The sequence below is a fragment of the Thalassotalea sp. PP2-459 genome, assembly GCF_001913705.1.
GTDB classification, from domain to species: Bacteria; Pseudomonadota; Gammaproteobacteria; order Enterobacterales; family Alteromonadaceae; genus Thalassotalea_C; species Thalassotalea_C hakodatensis.
In genome coordinates, this window is record NZ_MKQD01000054.1 from 22,650 (window position 1) to 44,104 (window position 21,455).

At 38.3% G+C, this 21,455-nt stretch carries 18 protein-coding genes; 13 read left to right on the top strand and 5 right to left on the bottom strand.

Features of this window, described 5'->3' with window-relative positions:
- The first annotated feature begins 1 nt into the window (after position 1).
- From BI291_RS13455 to BI291_RS13465, 3 genes are all read left to right on the top strand, one after another.
- Positions 2-1,729 carry a SpoIIE family protein phosphatase gene (locus tag BI291_RS13455; protein ID WP_074499289.1) on the top strand — a complete coding sequence of 576 codons (1,728 nt, stop codon included), beginning with the start codon at positions 2-4 and terminating at the stop codon, positions 1,727-1,729.
- A gap of 99 nt (positions 1,730-1,828) precedes the next feature.
- Positions 1,829-2,665: a response regulator gene (locus tag BI291_RS13460; protein ID WP_074499290.1), complete on the top strand. Its 837-nt coding sequence runs from the start codon at positions 1,829-1,831 to the stop codon at positions 2,663-2,665.
- 78 nt (positions 2,666-2,743) lie between these two features.
- On the top strand, positions 2,744-4,093 hold the full coding sequence (locus BI291_RS13465; protein WP_074499291.1) for a diguanylate cyclase: 1,350 nt from the start codon (positions 2,744-2,746) through the stop codon (positions 4,091-4,093).
- Here BI291_RS13465 and yfaE read toward each other — a convergent pair.
- The 5 genes from yfaE to ubiG all read right to left on the bottom strand — a co-directional run bounded on the left by yfaE (position 4,090) and on the right by ubiG (position 9,686).
- The gene (yfaE, locus tag BI291_RS13470; RefSeq protein WP_254849583.1) at positions 4,090-4,383 is read right to left on the bottom strand and encodes a class I ribonucleotide reductase maintenance protein YfaE; all 294 of its coding nucleotides are present in this window, start codon (positions 4,381-4,383) and stop codon (positions 4,090-4,092) included. The two genes, BI291_RS13465 and yfaE, sit on opposite strands and share 4 nt — an antisense overlap.
- A 32-nt stretch (positions 4,384-4,415) precedes the next feature.
- Positions 4,416-5,546 (bottom strand): class Ia ribonucleoside-diphosphate reductase subunit beta, encoded by a 1,131-nt coding sequence (gene nrdB / locus BI291_RS13475; RefSeq protein WP_074499293.1) that lies wholly within the window; start codon positions 5,544-5,546, stop codon positions 4,416-4,418.
- Between the two features lie 111 nt (positions 5,547-5,657).
- Positions 5,658-7,931, bottom strand: a complete 2,274-nt coding sequence (gene nrdA / locus BI291_RS13480; RefSeq protein WP_074499294.1) for a class 1a ribonucleoside-diphosphate reductase subunit alpha — start codon at positions 7,929-7,931, stop codon at positions 5,658-5,660.
- 385 nt (positions 7,932-8,316) lie between these two features.
- The gene (locus BI291_RS13485; protein WP_074499295.1) at positions 8,317-8,976 is read right to left on the bottom strand and encodes an HAD family hydrolase; all 660 of its coding nucleotides are present in this window, start codon (positions 8,974-8,976) and stop codon (positions 8,317-8,319) included.
- A complete protein-coding gene (ubiG, locus tag BI291_RS13490; RefSeq protein WP_074499296.1) occupies positions 8,973-9,686 on the bottom strand; it encodes a bifunctional 2-polyprenyl-6-hydroxyphenol methylase/3-demethylubiquinol 3-O-methyltransferase UbiG in 714 nt (237 codons plus the stop codon). The genes BI291_RS13485 and ubiG overlap by 4 nt, the downstream gene beginning before the upstream one ends.
- 140 nt (positions 9,687-9,826) lie before the next feature.
- Here ubiG and BI291_RS13495 point away from each other — a divergent pair, with 140 nt between their 5' ends.
- The 10 genes from BI291_RS13495 to pyrF all read left to right on the top strand — a co-directional run bounded on the left by BI291_RS13495 (position 9,827) and on the right by pyrF (position 21,438).
- Positions 9,827-10,363 carry a DUF962 domain-containing protein gene (locus BI291_RS13495; RefSeq protein WP_074499297.1) on the top strand — a complete coding sequence of 179 codons (537 nt, stop codon included), beginning with the start codon at positions 9,827-9,829 and terminating at the stop codon, positions 10,361-10,363.
- 339 nt (positions 10,364-10,702) lie between these two features.
- A complete protein-coding gene (gene gyrA / locus BI291_RS13500; RefSeq protein WP_074499298.1) occupies positions 10,703-13,417 on the top strand; it encodes a DNA topoisomerase (ATP-hydrolyzing) subunit A in 2,715 nt (904 codons plus the stop codon).
- Positions 13,418-13,501: 84 nt separating this feature from the next.
- Positions 13,502-14,587, top strand: coding sequence for a 3-phosphoserine/phosphohydroxythreonine transaminase (gene serC / locus BI291_RS13505; RefSeq protein ID WP_074499299.1), 1,086 nt, complete (start codon positions 13,502-13,504; stop codon positions 14,585-14,587).
- Positions 14,588-15,868 (top strand): 3-phosphoshikimate 1-carboxyvinyltransferase, encoded by a 1,281-nt coding sequence (aroA, locus tag BI291_RS13510; RefSeq protein WP_074499300.1) that lies wholly within the window; start codon positions 14,588-14,590, stop codon positions 15,866-15,868.
- Between the two features lie 85 nt (positions 15,869-15,953).
- Positions 15,954-16,649, top strand: coding sequence for a (d)CMP kinase (gene cmk / locus BI291_RS13515; RefSeq protein ID WP_074499301.1), 696 nt, complete (start codon positions 15,954-15,956; stop codon positions 16,647-16,649).
- Positions 16,650-16,760: 111 nt separating this feature from the next.
- Complete coding sequence (gene rpsA, locus BI291_RS13520) at positions 16,761-18,422, top strand: 30S ribosomal protein S1 (RefSeq protein WP_139302621.1); 1,662 nt, start codon at positions 16,761-16,763, stop codon at positions 18,420-18,422.
- Positions 18,423-18,503: 81 nt separating this feature from the next.
- Entirely contained in the window at positions 18,504-18,791 is a 288-nt protein-coding gene (ihfB, locus tag BI291_RS13525) for an integration host factor subunit beta (RefSeq protein WP_074499302.1), read from the top strand.
- An 84-nt stretch (positions 18,792-18,875) separates the two neighbouring features.
- Entirely contained in the window at positions 18,876-19,118 is a 243-nt protein-coding gene (locus tag BI291_RS13530; RefSeq protein ID WP_074499303.1) for a lipopolysaccharide assembly protein LapA domain-containing protein, read from the top strand.
- A 15-nt stretch (positions 19,119-19,133) separates the two neighbouring features.
- Entirely contained in the window at positions 19,134-20,303 is a 1,170-nt protein-coding gene (gene lapB / locus BI291_RS13535; protein WP_074499304.1) for a lipopolysaccharide assembly protein LapB, read from the top strand.
- A 427-nt stretch (positions 20,304-20,730) separates the two neighbouring features.
- On the top strand, positions 20,731-21,438 hold the full coding sequence (gene pyrF, locus BI291_RS13540; protein WP_074499305.1) for an orotidine-5'-phosphate decarboxylase: 708 nt from the start codon (positions 20,731-20,733) through the stop codon (positions 21,436-21,438).
- Positions 21,439-21,455 lie beyond the last annotated feature (17 nt).

Sequence of the window (21,455 nt, forward strand, 5' to 3'; positions counted from 1 at the left end):
TATGAATCAAGACTTGGGTAATGCAAAGCTTGCATTAGTTGTTGATGACTCAAAAATGCAACGCACCGTACTTGGTGTTTTGCTCAAAGAAGAGAAGTATCACGTGCTTTGTGCCGAAAATGGTGCTCAGGCTGTTTCAATGTATATCAAATACCAACCTGATCTGGTATTGATGGATATCAATATGCCGGTGATGAACGGATATGAAGCAGCCAGAAAAATAAAAACATTAACCCATGAAAATAGCCTATGTCCATTGATCTTTATAACCAGTATGGCAACAGATCAAGCCTATATCGAAAGTATTGAAGCAGGTGGCGACGGGATTTTAGTCAGGCCATTTTCTCCCGAAGTTTTTAAAGCAAAAATAAAATCAATACAACGTATTAGTGACTTAATCATTAAGAATAAAGCATTGCAACAAGCGCAACAAAAAGATGTTGAATTAGCAGAGCAGCTGATGTCTGGGGTCATTGAAGCGAGGAATTTTGCACAAGATAAAATAGGTATTCTTAAAAAGGCAGCTACGTTATTTAGTGGTGATATTCAACTGACTGCGCGTTGCCCAAATGGCGATGTGAATGTGCTATTGGGAGATTTTACTGGTCACGGTTTACGCTCATCAATAGGTGCAATACCGCTATCGGAAACCTTTCGTACTATGACGAAAAAGGGCTTCACATTAGTCGATATCATTAGTCAAGTAAACCAACAATTACATCAACTTTTGCCCACCGATCTCTTTTTAGCGGCAGCATTTGTGACGGTATCTAGTCATGAAAATACCGTTTATATTTTTAATGCTGGCCTTCCTGATGCGTATATTTTTGACCAATCAGGGGGTATTAAACAGCGTGTACCTTCGCAGCACCCTCCGATTGGTGTGCTACCAACATTAATAAGCGATGTTAGCTTATCGGTTATTTCTATTGAAGAAGCTGACCGTGTCGTATTAATTAGTGACGGAATTCTTGAAGCACGTAATCCACAAGGCGAAATGTTTGATATTGAGCGGTTTGAACGTGCGGCAACAACAGGCATTGTTCATGGAAATATCACAGAAGCAGTATTAATGAGTGTCAATCAATTTTGTCAACAAATGCCACAAGAAGATGATATTTCATTAATTGATATTCCATGTGGAGGTTGGCAACAACCACATGTTGTTAATACACCACAAGTAGCAAGCGAAGTTAACGATACTAACTCTAGCATAGAAGCGGCTTGGCAGTGGCGGCTTAAATTAATGGGTAGTAGGCTCTCTCGTGTTAATCCTATCCCTATAGCAATGAACCAAATACAAGAAATTGAAGGAAACGCAGAGCACTGGCAAAATTTATTAACCATTTTGACTGAACTATTTGTTAATTCACTTGATCATGGAGTATTAGGGTTAGACTCTACGATGAAATCATGTGCTGATGGCTTTGCTGAGTATTTTTTAGAGCGTGAACAACGTTTAAAATCTATTACAGATGGATTTGTTGAGGTTAATTTAAGTTATTATCCGCTTACCTCTGGCGGGCGTATTATCATCGCTATTTCTGATAGCGGTAATGGTTTTAAGGTAAAGAATTATAATGGCATTATCAGCCAACAGCAGAAAGATAAGGCTGAACATGGTTTAAAATTAAGTGGTAGAGGCATTCATCTTGTGACTCAATTGTGTGAATCACTACAGTACAGTGAACGAGGAAATCAAGTTAAAGCAACTTATGTGTGGCAGTAAAGTGATGTTTATTAAATAGATTGGCGCATGCTGCTATATTTAATAAACCACTAACGTATAACAAATATAATTAACACTAGGTAAAAATAACGATAAAACATGCATCAAACTTCATCGACAGATAAACATGATAAACCAATGAATATAATGATTGTTGAAGATAGTCGTATCAATCAAATGGTATTAAAGGGCGTGTTATCTAACTTGAACCTACATGCTGACATAGCAAATAATGGCCAGGAAGCGCTTGATATATTAAAAAATGGCGTTGAGGGTGACCAGTATCACCTGATTATTATGGACTGCCAAATGCCGATACTTGACGGCTATCAGACCACACAAGCGATCAGACGTGGCGAGGCTGGCAAAAATAATGAAAATATCATCATTATTGCAATGACAGCAAGTGACTTAGCTAGTGATAGAGAAAAATGTCTATCGGTGGGAATGAACGATTATGCAACGAAACCAATAGATGCAGACTTGCTGCACATGAAACTGTGTTATTGGTTAGGAATAACACGACAAGATAATCATGTATCGGAACAATCTTTAACATCAGCTTCTCAACGGGTAGAGATTAACCAAGATGAATCTATCGAGAACGATATATGGGATAAAGCTCAATTTTATCGGCGAATAAAACATAATGAAAAGCTTGCGAAGAGGTTACAATTGTTTTTTCTTGAGGAAGCACCATTACTTCTACAAGAAATTAACAAAGCGGTTCAAGAAAATGATATGGCAAGTGTTAAGGTCAATATTCATAAATTAAAAGGTATGAGTGTTAATTTGAGCGCGAATAAACTGGGTAAGGTAGCAGGGCAAATTGAGACAGCTGTGATTAACAAAGTCTCTTATAATCAAATGGTAATACTGATTCAAGTGTTAGATAACGTTTGTCAAGATTTATACAATAAAGTAAAAAATTCATAAGAGTATGATAAACGAATTGAATAGTTGCTATTTTTCTAGCATTATCAATGTTAATACTCTGCAAAAACAGGTACATAAATGATTAAAAACGATCAGTATACGGTTATGGCTATTGATGATGCCAAAGACACTTTAATGCTTTTAGCCTTTGATTTGTCTGAATCCGGGTATGAAGTGTTAACAGCAGAGTCTGGTGAGCAAGCCTTATCATTATTGGAAGAGTTAAATGTTGATCTCATTTTATTAGATATGCACATGCCAGCAATGTCAGGGCTAACGTTTTTAGAAACACTTAAAAATAGCCGCGCTTTTAAAAATATCCCTGTGATTATGTTATCTGCCTCAGGGCAAGAAGAAGCGATAGTTTCATCATTAGAGAATGGTGCTGACGACTATGTAACAAAGCCGTATATTCCAAGCGTGTTACTTGCACGAATTAGAAACTCGTTACGCTTTATGGAAAAAACTAAGCAGCTTGAGCAATTGGCGAGAACTGATAGTTTAACGGGAGTGCATAATAGAGGTAGCTTTAAGGAATTGGTAAGTTCAGTGATCAGTCAAGCAAAGCGTAAGCATCAGCCAATTTCCCTTGCAATGTTTGATCTTGATTATTTTAAAAAGGTTAATGATACTTACGGTCATGAAGCTGGCGATATTGCACTTAAAGAGTTTGCTACTATTCTCAAAGACTGTTTTCGTGATTATGATATTGTCGGTAGGGTAGGCGGTGAAGAGTTCGCAGTATGTATGCCAGGCACAGAAATTGATGATGCCTACCTTGCATGTGAGCGATGTAGAACGATGCTAGAAAAATACCCAATGAAAGTTGAGTATAAAGACGGCATCAAAGAATTTACACTTACGGTAAGCATTGGAGTTACTTGCCAAAACATGCAGTCTATGACATTCGATGAGTTATTACATGTGGCGGATAACGCATTATATAACGCTAAACAATCTGGCAGAAACCAAACCATTTTAGACGAAAATATAGAAGGTGATACAAATACCATGATGATTGATGATACAAGCGATGAATTGTCAGCTTCTAATTCAGCAACCAGTGATACTGAGCAAGGGAAATACCCAGGGATTGAATATGAAGTTGGTGTGAATAATGTTTTAGGTGACGAAGAACTGTTTGAAGAGATTTTGGTGATGTTTTGTCAAGATCATGGCAAAGATAAAGAAAAGATCGCGCAGGCCATTGAAAATAACGACTACGAATTACTAAAGTCACTTGTACATACGTTAAAAGGGGTTTCGTGTTCAATAGGTGCAATGAGCTTATATGAGTATTGTAAACACCTAGATGTGGCGATTAATGAACATAATTCTGATGAGTATAACGCTTTATTTTCACCGGTAGCGGATCAACTCGATATTGTTGTTGGCGGTATATCTGCTAAGTTAGGCGATAAATTTTAATCAATTTCAATTTCAATGTTACTAGCAGGGATACAACAACAGGGAAGAATTTCGTTGTCACCAACAAAGGCTAAAGGTTCTCCTTGAGGGTATAACACTTGACCTTTTTTTAATGTCACTCGACATGCACCACAAAAGCCATCTCTACAGTGATAATGTACTTCAACATCGTGTTTTTCTAGGCAATTTAACAGGGTTTTATCTTGATCTTGATATTCAATGTTTTGTTGATTTGCAGTAACGATTTTAGCAGGAGGCTTAGACATATTAAAAGTAGGGCAGTTCGCCATAGCAAAGAAAGCTATGGCGTATTAGAGATATGTTACAAATCAAAATCATCAAAATCATCACTTGAAACAGCCGAATCTACTTGGCCAACTAAGTAACTTGAGATTTCAGTTTCTTGTGGTGCAACCTGCACGTTGTCACTAACAAGATAAGCATTCATCCAGGGTAGTGGATTGCTTTTAATAGAGAATGGCATATCGTAGCCAATGGCGGCTAAACGTTGATTACTAATATACTCAATATATTGATTTAATATTTGAGCATTCAACCCGATCATTGAGCCATCTTTGAAAAGGTATTGCGCCCATTCTTTTTCCTGTTCTACAACATCTAAAAATATTTGCAATCCCTCATCTTTTAATGCATGAGCAATTTCTTTCATTTCTGGATCGTCTTTGCCAGAAAACCAATTATTTAAAATATGCTGTGTGCCAGTTAAATGTAACGCTTCATCTCGAGCTATAAGCTTGATTATTTTAGCGTTTCCTTCAAGAAGTTCACGTTCTGCAAATGCAAAAGAGCAGGCAAAACTCACATAAAAGCGAATGGCTTCAAGCGCGTTTACTGAACAAATAGCAAGAAATAAGCGTTCTTTTAACTTACGCATGCTTACTTCTAATTGCTTGCCTTCAACCTCGTAGGTTCCTTCACCTTGCGCTTGCATTAATTGCGTTGTCACAATGACATGATCGAAATACTTTGCAATGCTAGAAGCACGTTTTAATATTGCGGGGTTAACAACAATATCGTCGAATACTTCACTTGGGTCGGTAAATAAATTGCGTAAAATATGTGTGTATGATCGAGAGTGAATGGTTTCACTAAAGGCCCACGTTTCAATCCAAGTTTCTAATTCAGGTAAAGAGACAATCGGTAATAATACCGCGTTAACTGAGCGAGCGGCTACGCTATCAAGTAACGTTTGATATTTAAGGTTGGAAATAAAGATATGCTTTTCTGAGTCAGTCAATCCTTGCCAATCAGAGCGGTCTTTAGATACATCAATTTCCTCTGGACGCCAAAAGAATGAAAGTTGTTTTTCAATCAGTTTTTCAAACGCGGAAAACTTTTGCTGATCATAGCGTGCAACATTAACACTGTTACCCAGAAACATTGGTTCTAGCAATGGGTTATTGGGAACTTGGTTAAAGGTACTATAGGTCATTTATTGCTCCTTGAAGCAGCTTTTAGTGTTATTGTTCAGTAAGCTGCTTCGTTAAATTCTTCAGAAATATTACCGTTAAATAATCGCCACATTGCTTGTGGCTATTAAAACTTAGATTTTACACGCACCGCCTTCACAGTCATCGTCTTCTGCTTCTACCTGACCATCAGCTGCGCCGTCTCTGGTATTGTGGTAGTAAAGTGTCTTAACACCTAATTTATAAGCAGTTAATAAGTCTTTGATGATTTGTTTAACAGGCACTTTACCACCTTCATATTTAGAAGGGTCGTAATTCGTGTTAGCTGAGATAGTTTGATCAATAAACTTCTGCATAATACCAACAAGCTGTAAATAACCTTCGTTGTTTGGAATCTTCCAAAGTAATTCATAATTATCTTTTAACGTGGCGTACTCAGGTACAACTTGTTTTAAAATGCCGTCTTTACTTGCTTTAATACTGATCAAACCTCGCGGTGGTTCAATGCCATTAGTCGCATTAGATATTTGAGAGGATGTTTCAGAAGGCATTAAGGCTGATAACGTTGAGTTTCTCACACCATATTGCTTAATGTTCTCACGTAGCGTTTCCCAGTCTAGCTGTAACGGCTCATTGGTGATTTTATCGATCTCTTTTTTGTAAGTGTCAATGGGCAAAATGCCTTGAGATAAGCGTGTTTCATTAAACTTAGGACAAGCACCTTGCTCTTTTGCAAGCTTATTCGATGCTTGCAATAAATAAAATTGAATCGCTTCAAAAGTACGGTGAGTTAGGTTATTTGCACTGCCATTTGAATAGTACACGCCATTTTTAGCGAGATAATAAGCATAATTAATGACACCTATACCAAGTGTTCTTCGACCCATGGTTGCATTGTATGCAGCTGGAACAGGGTAATCTTGGTAATCTAATAAGCTGTCTAATGCTCGTACTGCTAAATCAGCAAGTTCTTCTAGCTCATCTAAACTATCAATAGCACCTAAATTAAATGCTGATAACGTACATAATGCAATTTCACCTTCAGGATCATTAATATCCTTTAAAGGTTTCGTGGGTAAGGCAATTTCAAGACACAAGTTACTCTGGCGAATAGGTGCTTGGCTTGGTTCAAACGGGCTGTGTGTATTACAGTGATCCACATTTTGTAAATAGATACGGCCGGTACTTGCACGTTCTTGAGCAAATAAGCTAAACAGTTCAATGGCTTGAATACGTTTTTTGCGAATTGACTCATCTGCTTCATATTTTACATATAACGCTTCAAATTCATCTTGATCTGCGAAAAAGGCATCGTATAAACCAGGTACGTCGCTTGGACTAAACAACGTAATGTGTTCACCCTTTATTAAACGTTGGTACATCAATTTGTTGAATTGAACACCGTAGTCAAGATGACGCACGCGGTTCTCATCAACACCACGGTTATTTTTTAATACCAGTAAACTTTCAACTTCTAAGTGCCATAAAGGATAAAATAGCGTAGCTGCTCCGCCGCGAACGCCGCCTTGTGAACAGCTTTTTACGGCTGTTTGAAAGTGTTTGTAAAACGGTATACAACCTGTATGGAATGCTTCACCGTTTCTTATTGCGCTACCTAGTGCTCTAATATTACCAGCATTAATACCAATACCTGCGCGTTGTGATACATATTTCACAATGGCACTAGAAGAGGCATTTATAGAATCTAAGCTATCATCGCATTCAATCAATACACATGAAGAAAACTGACGAGTAGGTGTACGTACACCAGCCATTATTGGGGTAGGTAATGAAATTTTAAAGGTAGAAATGGCGTTGTAAAAGCCTTCTATGTAACTCAGTCTTGTTTCGGCAGGGTATTTTGCAAATAAACATGCGGCCACTAATACATATAAGAATTGTGCACTTTCGTAAATTTCTCCGGTAACGCGATTCTGTACTAAATACTTACCTTCAAGTTGTTTAACAGCAGCGTAACTAAAGTTTAAATCACGACGATGATCAATGAATTGCTCCATTGCTTCGAATTCTTCTGGGGTATAATCAGCTAATATGTGTTGATCATAACGACCAGACTCAACAAGTTTCACCACATGTTCGTATAATTTTGGTGGCTCAAATTGCCCATAGGCTTTTTTACGTAAATGGAAGATAGCTAACCGAGCGGCCAAATATTGGTAATCGGGTGTTTCTTCAGAAATTAAATCTGCGGCAGATTTTATGATGGTTTCATGAATATCTTCCGTTTTAATACCATCATAAAATTGGATATGAGATTTCAGTTCGACCTGTGAAACAGAGACATTTTCTAAATTCTCAGCAGCCCAGGCAATTACCTTATGAATTTTCTCTAAATCGATGGGTTCTTTCTTACCGTTGCGCTTGGTGACAAAAAGGTTGTTGTTCATGAAAAACCTGTATATGTGTTTTGTTTTTTTAATTTTTTAGACTGTAAGCTCACAACGGTGCATCAAAATACTCAATACACAATATCTAGGGGGTGAGCACTAAACTAATCACAAGATAATGAGGTTTGAGCTTCATTGCAAGCATAAAAAAAACATAAATTTACTTGATAAATTTTGACAAATTCTTTTGTTAGTAACAACTAACTTAGTAAGAGTAATTGATTTGCTTTTTTGTAAAAGGCAATCTTTATTTTTGTTTTTTTTATCCAATAGATTTATTTTAGGTTTTATAGTTATTCCCATATTACAAAAAGTAATATAGAAATAACTTATCAATAAAAACAATTAGTTACATTAGTTGTTTTTTTCTTGAACAGGTTGTCTGTTATATAATCGATAATAATTTTTCAGGGGATGCGCTAATGTATTTAGCTTGCCAAGTAGCAAGGTTATCTTGTTCTTTTATATACCCCCATTGAGCAATTGCTGTTGACATGTTTGCAGCGTTGCCTGCTTGAATATCTCTTAATGCATCACCAACGTACAAACATTGTTCAGGTGCAACACCTATATGCTCTGCAGCGTGTAATAGTGGCAACGGATGAGGCTTTCGTTCCGCAAGGCTATCACCGCCTACCATGACTTGACTGTGTGTAAATTCTGTAAAGTTAGGTAACAATAGTGTGGTTAAGTATTCTGGCTTATTGGTAACGATTCCCCACGGAATATCACGCTCATTAAGCGCTTGAAGTAACTCTGGTACCTCAGGGTACAAACATGTTTCAGCGGCTAAATTTTCTTCATAATAATCTAAGAACATACGACGAAGGGCTGGCTGATCATATTCAGTGATTTTATCTGCAAACCCTAATGCAAGTAGACCTTGAGCACCATCAGAAGCAACGGGTCTAAATACCTGCTTTTCTACTGTGGGTAAGTCAAATTGTGATAACACATAATTTAATGCCGCGCCTAAATCATTTGCGGTGTCTAATAACGTACCATCTAAATCAAAAAGTACGCCTTGGTATTTATTGTTTTTCATTCACTCACCTTTTGACAGCATAGAATGTAGTTTACGTCTAATGAATCAATTAATTTATGATTTTCAGTGATAGGGTTGTAATGGATACCTGCAGCATCGAGGCATGTTAACTCATGTGATTCAGCCCAACCAATTAATGTCGAAGGACGAATAAATTTGTCATGCTCATGTGTGCCATCAGGGACTATTTTTAATATTTTTTCAGCCGCTAAAATGGCTAATAAATAAGCTTTTGTTGTTTTGTTTAACGTTGAAAAGAAAACAAAACCCTTTGGTTTAACCATTTTTGCACAGGCGGCAATGACAGAAGCCGGATCAGGAACATGCTCTAACATTTCCATGCAAGTCACAATATCATATTGTGCTGTATGTTTAGCGGCGTGCTCTTCTGCAGTACTTTTTAAATATTCGACATTGATACCTGATTCAAGTGCATGCAGCTTTGCAACATTAAGAGGTTCATCGCCCATATCAATACCTGTTACGTTTGCGCCTAACTTTGCTAGGCTTTCCGCTAAAATTCCGCCGCCACAGCCGACATCGATCACCTTTTTATCGAATAGGTTTTGCGCATGCTGAATGATAAATTGACGTCTAATGGGATTTATTTGATGTAACGGCTTGAAGTCACCTTCGAGATCCCACCAAAATTGCGCAACCTTTTCAAATTTGGCTATTTCATCTTGGTTTACATTAATAGAGTTGGTCATAGTGTCGTTTTTTTATTTACAATTGCTGACTATGTTAAACCATACCAGATAAAAGCGGCAGTAAAAATTCACCATACTAAGTTGACCTAATAATGCATTAATTATAATTTAGTACATATGTATAATTATTAGGTGATATCATGAAATCGTTAACTACGCAGCTTTCAACGTATAAAAGTGTGCATTTAAATCACAAAAATATATGGACACATGTGGTAGGCATTCCATTGATCATATGGGCTGCAGCATTAATGTTATCTTCTATAGAATTTACGGTAACGTTTACCGGTACAGATATTAAGGTAAACCTGTTAACAATTATTTCATTAATGATCTTGGGATATTATTTTATCTTGTCACCGACATTAGCTTTGGTGGCTTTTTTGTTATTCGGGCCGCTTATTTATAGTGCTCTTGCTCTTTCGTCGATGGATCATAAGTGGTTTGTAGCAATTGGTGCTTTTTCTATCGGTTGGATATTTCAATTTATTGGTCATGGGTATGAGAAGGCAAAGCCTGCATTTGTTGATGACTTAAATCAGTTGTTAATTGGCCCACTCTTTTTACTGGCTGAACTTTGTTTTGCGTGTGGAAAACTGTCTGATTTAAACAAAGAAGTGACACGTTTGGCGATTGAAAAGCGACAAGTTTTCGAGAAAGATAAAATACCCGGTTAGGGTTTAGTTGCTTTAGGCTATTAAATATTCGTGATGAAAAACCGATATTAGCCTATCGTATGTACTGCTTTAGAGAAAGCGATGTTCAAATAAACGACGGTGTTGTTATAAAATGAATAACTGTTCAAATGTTGTACAGTGTGCTTCGTGGATAACGCATTAATATTCAATATGTTAGTTAAAAAGAGATTCAATTAAAATAATCACTTGAAATACGGCGTTAACCAGAGCAAAATGTCAGGTTATATGGCCGTATACTGTCCACTAGTTACTAGCGTATACGTATTGCCTTTATAAAATAATAATTTCCAAAAATACATTTAGGGATACTGTCAATTTATGACCGATCTGGCAAAAGAAATACTTCCAGTCAATATCGAGGATGAGCTTAAGAGTTCCTACTTAGATTACGCGATGAGCGTAATAGTAGGGCGCGCACTTCCTGATGTTAGAGATGGTTTAAAACCCGTGCATCGACGCGTACTTTATGCGATGAATGTATTGGGTAATGACTACAATAAGCCTTACAAAAAATCAGCACGTGTGGTTGGTGATGTAATCGGTAAGTATCACCCACATGGTGACACTGCTGTTTACGACACGATTGTACGTATGGCCCAGCCTTTCTCGCTGCGTTATATGTTGGTAGATGGTCAAGGTAACTTTGGTTCTGTCGATGGTGATTCAGCGGCTGCGATGCGTTATACGGAAATCCGTATGGCAAAAATTTCGCATTCAATCCTTGCTGACTTAGACAAAGAAACCGTTGACTTTGTACCTAACTATGACGGTACTGAGATTATTCCTGCGGTTATGCCTACGCGTATTCCTAATTTATTAGTGAATGGTACTTCAGGTATTGCGGTAGGTATGGCAACAAATATTCCGCCACATAATTTAACGGAAGTCATCGATGGTTGTTTGGCGTTAATAGAAAATGATGACATCACCATTGATGAACTTATTGAACATATTCCTGGTCCAGATTTTCCAACCGCAGGTATTATTAGTGGCCGCGCTGGTATTGTTGAAGCTTACAAAACTGGCCGAGGTAAAATAAAAATTCGTGCGCGCGCTGAGATTGAAGTTGACGAAAAGTCAGGTAAAGAAACAATCGTTGTTCATGAGTTACCCTACCAAGTTAATAAAGCTCGCTTAATTGAAAAAATGGCTGAGCTAGTAAAAGAAAAGCGCTTAGAAGGTATTTCAGCCCTACGTGATGAGTCTGATAAAGACGGTATGCGTATGGTGGTTGAAGTGAAACGCGGCGAAGTAGGCGAGGTTGTGTTAAATAACCTGTATAAGCTTACGCAAATGCAGGTGTCTTTTGGTTTTAATATGGTTGCCTTAATCGAAGGTCAGCCAAAATTATTTAACATTAAAGAAATGCTCGAAGCGTTTATTCTTCACCGCAGAGAGGTGGTTACACGTCGCACTATTTTCGAACTAAGAAAAGCGCGTGAACGTGCACATATTTTAGAAGGCTTATCGATTGCCTTAGCTAACATTGATGAAATCATTGAGCTTATTAAAACTTCTCCTTCAAGAAAAGAAGCGGAAGAAAAGTTAATGGCGCAAGGTTGGACACTTGGCAACGTTGGTGAGTTACTCGCTCGTGCCGGTAATGATGCTGCGCGCCCAGAGTGGTTAGAAGACCACTTTGGCATCCGAGACAATCAATACTTCCTGACTGAACAACAAGCACAAGCAATACTCGATCTTCGCTTGCATAAACTTACTGGTTTAGAACATGAGAAAATTCTAAGTGAGTACAAAGAGTTATTAGACATCATTGCAGAATTGTTGCACATTTTAGAAAATCCATCGCGTTTGATGGAAGTCATAAAAGAAGAGCTTGAAGTGATTCGTAATGATTTCGGTGATGAGCGTCGTACCGAGATTACTGATGCTTCTCATGATATTTCGTTAGAAGACTTAATTAACGAAGAAGACGTTGTTGTTACCTTGTCAAGCGAAGGGTATGTTAAGTATCAAGCGTTGACTGACTATCAAGCACAGCGTCGTGGTGGTAAAGGTAAATCTGCTACACGCATGAAAGAGGAAGATTTCATCGAGCGTTTATTGGTGGCTAATACACATGACACCATTTTATGTTTCTCTAACCGTGGTAAATTATATTGGTTAAAAGTGTATCAATTGCCGCTGGCTAGTCGAACAGCACGTGGTCGTCCGATAGTGAATTTATTACCACTTGAAAATGATGAACGTATCACCGCTATATTACCAGTACGTGAGTACGAAGAAGGTAAATATATTGTGATGGCTACTGCCTCTGGTACGGTTAAGAAAACGCCATTAACAGCATATTCGAATCAACGTGCTAACGGCATTATTGCCTTGAATTTACGTGATGATGACACGTTAATTGGTGTTGATATTACAGATGGCACAAATGACATTATGTTGTTTTCTGATGAGGGTAAAGTGGTACGTTTCAATGAACTTGCTCGCGATAGTGAAACAGGTGAAGTGAAAAAAGACCCTGAAACAGGTGAACCAGTACAAGCACTTCGTGCCATGGGTAGAACGGCAACAGGTGTTCGTGGTATCAAACTTGAAGGTGAGCAGCGAGTTGTTTCTTTAATTGTGCCGAAGAACGATGGTGCAGTATTAACCATTACTGAAAATGGTTATGGTAAACGAACTGAACTTGATGAATACCCTGCAAAAAGTCGTGCTACTAAAGGTGTGGTGTCAATCAAAGTGAGTGACCGCAACGGTAAAGTAGTTGGTGCGATTCAAGTTGAAGATAACGACGAAACCATGCTCATTACTAACAACGGTACTTTAGTAAGAACACGTGTTAACGAAGTGAGTATTATCGGTCGTAATACACAGGGTGTTCGTATTATCAGAACAGGTGATGAAGAACAAGTTGTTGCATTACAGCGTATTGATGAAGTAGAAGATGTAGAGCTACTTGTAGAAGGCACTGAAGAAAATACAGAAGGAAGCGAAAGCACTTCTGAGGGCGATATTGCATCAGAAACGGAGCAAAAGCCAGAAGGCCTTGACCAAGGCGATGATGAATAATCACCGCTAGAACGGAATGGAAATAGGCGGTTATTTAACCGCCTATTTTTTTTGATTAAAATTTTACATAAGGTTATGAAAAGCATGTCATCGGTTTACAACTTTTGTGCAGGACCCGCAATGTTACCCACAGCGGTAATGAGCAAGGCACAACAAGAATTTATTAATTGGCAGAATACAGGGTGTTCTGTCATGGAATTAAGCCATCGTAGTAAAGAATTTATGGCGTTAGCAACGAAAGCAGAGGCTGACTTGCGACAATTAATGAATATTCCGGTAAATTATCGCGTGCTTTTCTGTCATGGCGGCGGTCGTGGGCAATTTTCAGCCATCCCGATGAACCTTTTACCCGTTGGTGGTCATGCAGAGTATATTGTTTCTGGATCGTGGTCGAAAGCGGCAGCGAAAGAAGCGGAAAACTTTGGTGAAATACGTCAACAATCTGTTGTTGAAGAGCATGACGGTATTAAAACCATTAAACCTTTTGACCAGTGGAAAATTTCACCTGATGCTGCTTATGTTCACTATTGCCCCAATGAAACAGTAGATGGTTTAGAACTATTTGATATCCCAAAATTTGGAAATATTCCAATTGTCGCAGATATGTCTTCGACCATCTTGTCACATGATATAGATGTTAATAAGTTTGGCTTGATTTACGCAGGCGCACAGAAAAATATCGGACCGTCAGGCTTAACCATTGTTATTATTCGAGAAGACTTGCTAGGCAATGCTCGTAAAGATACGCCTTGTATTATGAATTACACAACTTCAGCTGAAAACGACTCTATGTATAATACCCCGCCAACTTATGCTTGGTATTTGGCAGGGTTAGTATTTGAATGGTTAAAAGGTATTGGTGGTGTAAGTGCGATTGAAAACGTTAATAAACGTAAAGCTAAATTGCTTTATGACTATGTTGATAGTAGTAGCTTTTACCAAAACCATATTGATGAAATGTTCAGAAGTAGAATGAACATACCTTTTTGGCTTAAAGACGAGTCATTAAATGATGCGTTTTTATCAGCAGCGAAAGAAAATGGATTAGTAGCACTAAAAGGTCACCGTATGGTGGGTGGCATGCGTGCAAGTATATACAATGCTATGCCGTTAGAAGGTGTAGAAAAATTAGTAGATTTTATGAAAACGTTTGAACAGAGGAATAGTTAAGTGGAGCAATTAACAGTACAGCCCATCGGTAAAATTAATGGCGAAGTATTCTTACCAGGATCAAAAAGCTTGTCTAATCGCGCTTTGTTAATTGCTGCATTAGCTAATGGTACAACCAAAATCACAAACTTATTAGTGAGTGATGATATTAAGCATATGTTAAATGCGTTAACCACATTAGGCGTAGAATTTACCTTAAGTGATTGTGGTACAGAATGTACCGTGATCGGTAACGGAGGTTTCTTTAAGGCTCAAGAGAAGCTTGAGTTATACCTCGGAAATGCAGGTACGGCAATGCGCCCTTTATGTGCTGCACTTGCAGCGAGTGAAGGCGAATTTGTGCTTACCGGTGAACCCCGCATGAAAGAGCGTCCAATAGGGCACTTAGTTGATGCATTAGCGCAACTAAATGCTGATATCGAATACCTTGAGACTAAAGATTATCCACCAGTTAATATTCGTGGTAAGGCGTTATCAGGTAACTCTGTGACCATTGACGGTTCGATTTCAAGCCAGTTTTTAACCGCTATTTTAATGATCACGCCATTGTTAGCTAGCGATACCCATATTAATATTGACGGTGAACTTGTATCAAAGCCTTACATTGATATCACGTTAGATATTATGAAACGATTTGGTGTTACGGTACAAAACAATGACTATCAATCTTTTCAGGTTACTGGCAATCAATCATATCAAGCCGTTGAAAAGTATATGGTAGAAGGTGACGCTTCATCAGCCTCGTATTTTTTAGCTGCAGGCGCTATTAAAGGTGGAGAAATTACCGTACACGGAGTAGGTACGTTAAGTGTGCAAGGTGATAAACACTTTGCCGATGTGTTAGAAAAAATGGGCGCAGAAGTTACCTGGCAAGATGAATCAATCACGGTTAAAGGACAACCACTAACAGCCGTTGATATGGACATGAATCATATTCCTGATGCAGCGATGACAATAGCAACGACTGCGCTTTTTGCCAAAGGCACTACTACCATCCGTAATATTTATAATTGGCGTGTTAAAGAAACTGATCGCTTAACCGCGATGGCCACAGAGCTAAGAAAAGTTGGAGCTGAAGTTGTAGAAGGGGAAGATTATATTTCTATCACGCCACCTGAAACATTAAACCATGCTGACATAGACACTTATAACGATCATCGTGTAGCAATGTGCTTTTCATTAGTGGCATTAAGTCAGACGCCTATCACGATAAATGATCCTAAATGTACAGCGAAAACGTTTCCTGATTATTTTACAAAATTAGCCGATGTGTCTTGTTAATCTGTAAAATTTCACAATTTATACGCGATTTTACGCGCTAAATCTCGTATACTTCTGCCGATTTTCGACATTAGGAGAAAAATGTATGCAGGAAAGCATCCCAGTGATCACAATTGATGGCCCTAGTGGTGCTGGTAAAGGAACTGCAGCACGCTTAGTTGCTGAACAGTTAGGTTGGCATTTACTTGACAGTGGTGCAATTTATCGTGTTCTAGCTGTTGCAACGCAATATCATCATCTTGATATCAGTGATGAAGAGGCACTTATTCCTATTGCAGCACACTTAGATGTGCAATTTGACATTAGCAGTGAAGAGCAAAGCAAAGTTATCTTAGAAGGCGAAGATGTTACTGACACTATTCGTACGGAAGAAATTGGTGCTATTGCCTCAAAAGTTGCAGCATTTCCACGTGTTAGAGAAGCGTTATTACGGCGACAACGAGCATTTCGTGTCTCTCCTGGTTTAGTTGCTGATGGCCGAGACATGGGCACCGTTGTTTTTATTGATGCGCCTGTTAAAGTGTTTTTAACGGCAAGTGCAGAAGAACGCGCGCACCGTAGATATAATCAGTTGAAAGACAAAGGTTATGATGTTAAAATCGGGCGCCTTTTGGATGACATACGTCAGCGTGATGAGCGAGATCAGAATCGTTCGGTTGCGCCACTCGTGCCTGCTAAAGGGGCTTTTGTTATTGATTCTACTGAACTTTCTATAGATCAGGTCGTCGATAAAATACTTTCATTTACGAATGAAAAATTAACACAATCATCAGAGCTTTAATAAAAAGCTTTGATGAAGCTGCCTAAAAGTATGGATGCTTAAGGCGTTTTTAATAACCCCATGACACATGAATGTGGATTGGATAAATTATATAGAGCTCATATAACTATTATGACTGAAAATTTTGCACAACTTTTTGAAGAAAGTTTAAAAGAAATCGAAACACGCCCAGGTTCAATTATCAAAGGAACCGTAGTAGCTATCAACAAAGACAACGTTTTAGTTGATGCAGGCCTAAAATCTGAATCTGTTATTTCAATTGACCAATTTAAAAGCTCAACGGGTGAAGTTGAAATTAATGTTGGCGATGAAGTTGATGTTGCATTAGATGCAACAGATGATGGTTTCGGTGAGACAATTCTTTCTCGTGAAAAAGCAAAACGTCACGAAGCTTGGCAAGTTCTTGAAAAAGCTTACGAAGAAAAAGAAACTGTTATCGGTGTTATCAACGGTAAAGTTAAAGGTGGTTTCACGGTTGAAGTTAGCAACATTCGTGCTTTCTTACCGGGTTCATTAGTAGATGTACGCCCAGTTCGCGACACTGCTCACCTTGAAGGTAAAGATTTAGAATTCAAAGTTATTAAGCTTGACCAAAAGCGTAATAACGTTGTTGTATCTCGTCGTGCTGTTATCGAATCAGAAAGCAGTGTTGAACGTGATGCTCTTCTTGAGTCACTTGCTGAAGGTATTGAAGTTAAAGGTATCGTTAAGAACCTTACAGACTACGGTGCATTTGTAGACTTAGGTGGCATTGACGGTCTTTTACACATCACTGATATGGCTTGGAAGCGTGTTAAGCACCCAAGTGAAATTGTAAATGTTGGTGACGAGATCCAAGTTAAAGTATTAAAGTTTGATCGTGAACGCACTCGTGTTTCATTAGGTATGAAGCAACTTGGCGAAGATCCATGGGTAGCAATTGCTAACCGTTACCCAGAAGGCTCTAAACTTTCTGGACGCGTAACAAACTTAACAGACTACGGTTGTTTCGTTGAAATTCAAGAAGGCGTTGAAGGTTTAGTTCACGTTTCTGAAATGGATTGGACAAATAAAAACATCCACCCATCTAAAGTTGTTAACTTAGGTGATACTGTTGAAGTAATGGTATTAGAAATAGACGAAGAACGTCGTCGTATTTCTCTTGGTCTGAAACAATGTGTTCCAAATCCTTGGGAAGAATTTGCTAAGAACTTCAGCAAAGGCGATAAAGTATCTGGTAAGATCAAGTCAATCACTGACTTCGGTATCTTCATCGGTCTTGACGGTGGTATTGACGGTCTTGTTCACTTATCTGATATTTCATGGAATGGCGGTGATGAAGCTGTTCGTGAATATAAGAAAGGTGATGAAATCTCAGCTGTTGTACTTCAAGTTGACCCAGAGCGCGAACGTATTTCATTAGGCGTTAAGCAAACTGAAGACGATCCTTTCAATATGTATCTGACAGATAACAAAAAAGGTGCTATTGTTAAAGGTAAAGTAGTTGAAGTTGACGCAAAAGGTGCTAAAGTTGAATTAGCAGAAGGCGTTGAAGGTTACTTACGTGTTTCTGATATTTCACGTGACCGCATTGAAGATGCTACTACTGAATTATCTGTTGGTGATGACGTTGAAACTAAGTTCATGGGTGTAGATCGTAAGAACCGCACTATTAGCTTATCAATCAAAGCGAAAGATCAAGCAGACGAGCGTGAAGCTATGGATAACTTAAACCAACCAGAAGATACAGGTTTAAGTGCAATGGCTGAAGCGTTTAAAAACGCTAAGAGCTAATTTTAACCGGTAATATGGAGAGAAACGTTCTCTCCATTTTGTTACCTTTGTCGTGATGTAGGATGGACACTGGAGGGTCGAATGACCAAATCAGAACTCATTGAAAAGTTAGCTGATAAGTTAAATCACTTATCAGCAAAAGATGTCGAACAAGCTATTAAAGAAGTTCTTGAGATGATGGCGCAAACTTTGTCAAAAGGCGAGCGTATCGAAATTAGAGGTTTTGGTAGTTTTTCGTTGCATTACCGAGCACCACGCGTTGGTAGGAACCCAAAAACTGGTGAATCTGTTGATTTGGCTGGTAAATATGTTCCGCATTTCAAACCCGGTAAAGAATTACGCGAACGCGTAAATGCTTCAATAGCATAGCATTAAAAAATTGAAGAAACGGCATGCATTAGCATGCCGTTTTTGTTTTAATAAGACTAAATAGCTTGAATAGGACCATAGCCTGTGCGCTTATACATTACGGTAATTTTTATTGTCTTGCTTTTACTCATCGCGTTCGTATTTGGCAGTCAAAATAATCAAGACATTACCCTGAATTATTTAATTGCAAAACAAGAAATGACAGTGGCTTCAGCGGTTAGTTTATTTACCGTTATCGGCTTTTTCATTGGTATTTTATTTTCTGTGCTATGGAAGTTAACCATGGCAATGAGAAAGCGTCGCAAACACGTTGAGCAAATAAAATAAGGCTATTATTCAATAATGTTGGAACTTTTATTCCTTTTATTACCTGTTGCAATGGGCTATGGCTGGTTCATGGGGCGCAATAGCGTCAAACAAAGCCAGCAAACAGCAAAACAAGATCTTTCTATCAAGTATTCCACAGGTTTAAATTATCTGTTGTCTAACCAACAAGATAAAGCAATAGAATACTTATTAGAAACCCTTACACTAGAAGATGATACTGTTGAAGCGCACTTTGCCATGGCGAACTTATTTCGCAAGCGGGGCGAATTAGATCGAGCGCTTAAAGTGCATGAACATTTAGTACGTCAAAAGCATTTACCCACTCAGGCAAAACAACAAGCAGCATATGAGCTTGGTAAAGATTTTTTAAGTGCTGGTTTATATGATCGCGCTGAGTCAATGTTTCATGGCCTATTAAAAACCAAAGCGTTTGGTCTTAAATCACTTAATTATCTGTTGCAAATTTACCAATCTACCAATGATTGGCAGCAAGGCATTGCGTTAAAGAAAGTCATTGTAAAGTCAAAAGATAAAAAGCTACTTCATGTGTTGGCAAATTTTTATTGTGAGCTAGCTACAGTTGCCTTAGATAATGATCAATTTATTGATGTAATAGAACTGTTAGAAGAAGCGCTAAAGTATGATGAAAATTCTTGTCGTGCAAATTGGTTACTCGCACAAATATATGAAAAACATCAGCAGTATTATGAAGCTTGCCAATGTTACAAGGCAATCTACGGTCAAGATAGTGAGTTTTTCCCTGATGTTATTGATAGAATGTACTATTGCTTTAAAGAGCTAGGAGAGTTAGATAGTTTTTATAGCTTTATTAAAAAAGTCTATGATGAAACGGGTTCAAGTAGTGCGTTAATTGAATATCTCTCATATATCGAACAAAAACATAGTAATAAAAAAGCACAAGATTTCTTGCTGACAGCGTTAAAACGTAGACCAACGATCAAAGGGTTTAAGCATTTTATTAAAATGCAAATGCAAGACAAGTCTGCTGAAAATGATTCTGAATCGTTAGAGATGATCAAGCAACTTATCTCTGCCTATTTAAATGTAAAACAGCGTTATAATTGTCGTACATGTGGATTTAATAGTAGTACACATTATTGGTCATGCCCATCATGTCATGATTGGGAACAGCTTAAACCCGTGCGTGGCCTAGAAGGCGAATAATACCAATTCGCATAAAGATTAAGTCAGTTCAGAGCGATGTCAGAGGTGTGAGAATAAGCGAAACGTGTGCTGTTCTACATCATACACGTTTTGCGCAATTATCGCGCCTCTAACACGCTCCCAAAGGGCGAGTTTAAACGCTTCATAGCCTGTGTTGTTGATTTTGAAAAGGGAATAACCATTCTCTGCAATCAACGCCGTGCCTCTAAAGCGTTTAATTCTCGCTGAATGACCGAATATTTATGCGAATTGGTATAACGCTTATATTCGTCATATAAAGGCACCGCTTTTGTCGATACTCATTTGCATTAGCAAACTGCGTCTCTCCGCTTCAATTAGTACCTTTCTATTTAGAATATAAGTCGTTATTTATTTATTGGTACAAAGTACGGTAAAATACTTCCAAGTTTATTTTAAGGATAATTCTATGAGTCATGCAAAAGTTGTTGTTGCATTAGATTTTAATAATCAGTCTGATGCGTTAGCGTTTGTTGATACTATTGACCCAACGACATGTCGATTAAAAGTAGGCAAAGAAATGTTTACTTACTTTGGACCTGAGTTTGTTAAAACATTGGTAGTTAAAGGCTTTGATGTATTCTTAGATCTTAAATTTCATGATATTCCTAATACGGTCGCAAAGGCAGTAACTGCAGCGGCTGAGTTGGGTGTATGGATGGTTAATGTACACACTTCTGGTGGTCTTGCCATGATGCAGAAAGCAAAAGAAGCGTTACTACCATATGGTGACAAAGCGCCATTACTTATTGGTGTTACGGTACTCACCAGTATGAGCCAAGATGATTTAATGACCCTTGGTATTAATAAAACGCCTGCTGAGCAAGTGCAATTTTTAGCGCAGCTTGCAAAAAAAGCAGGGCTTGATGGAGTCGTTTGTTCGGCTCAAGAAGCTAAATTATTAAAAGAGCAGCTTGGACAAGATTTCGCTTTGGTCACTCCTGGAATTCGTCCAAAAGGTGCAGCAAGTGATGATCAACAACGTATCGTGACGCCTGAACAAGCGGTGGCAGATGGTGTTGATTACCTCGTTATTGGGCGACCCATCACGAAATCAGAGCAACCAACAGAAGTATTAAACGCAATTAACGCGTCAATTAGCGAAGTTAATCAATGAAAAATTAAAGGGGCTAA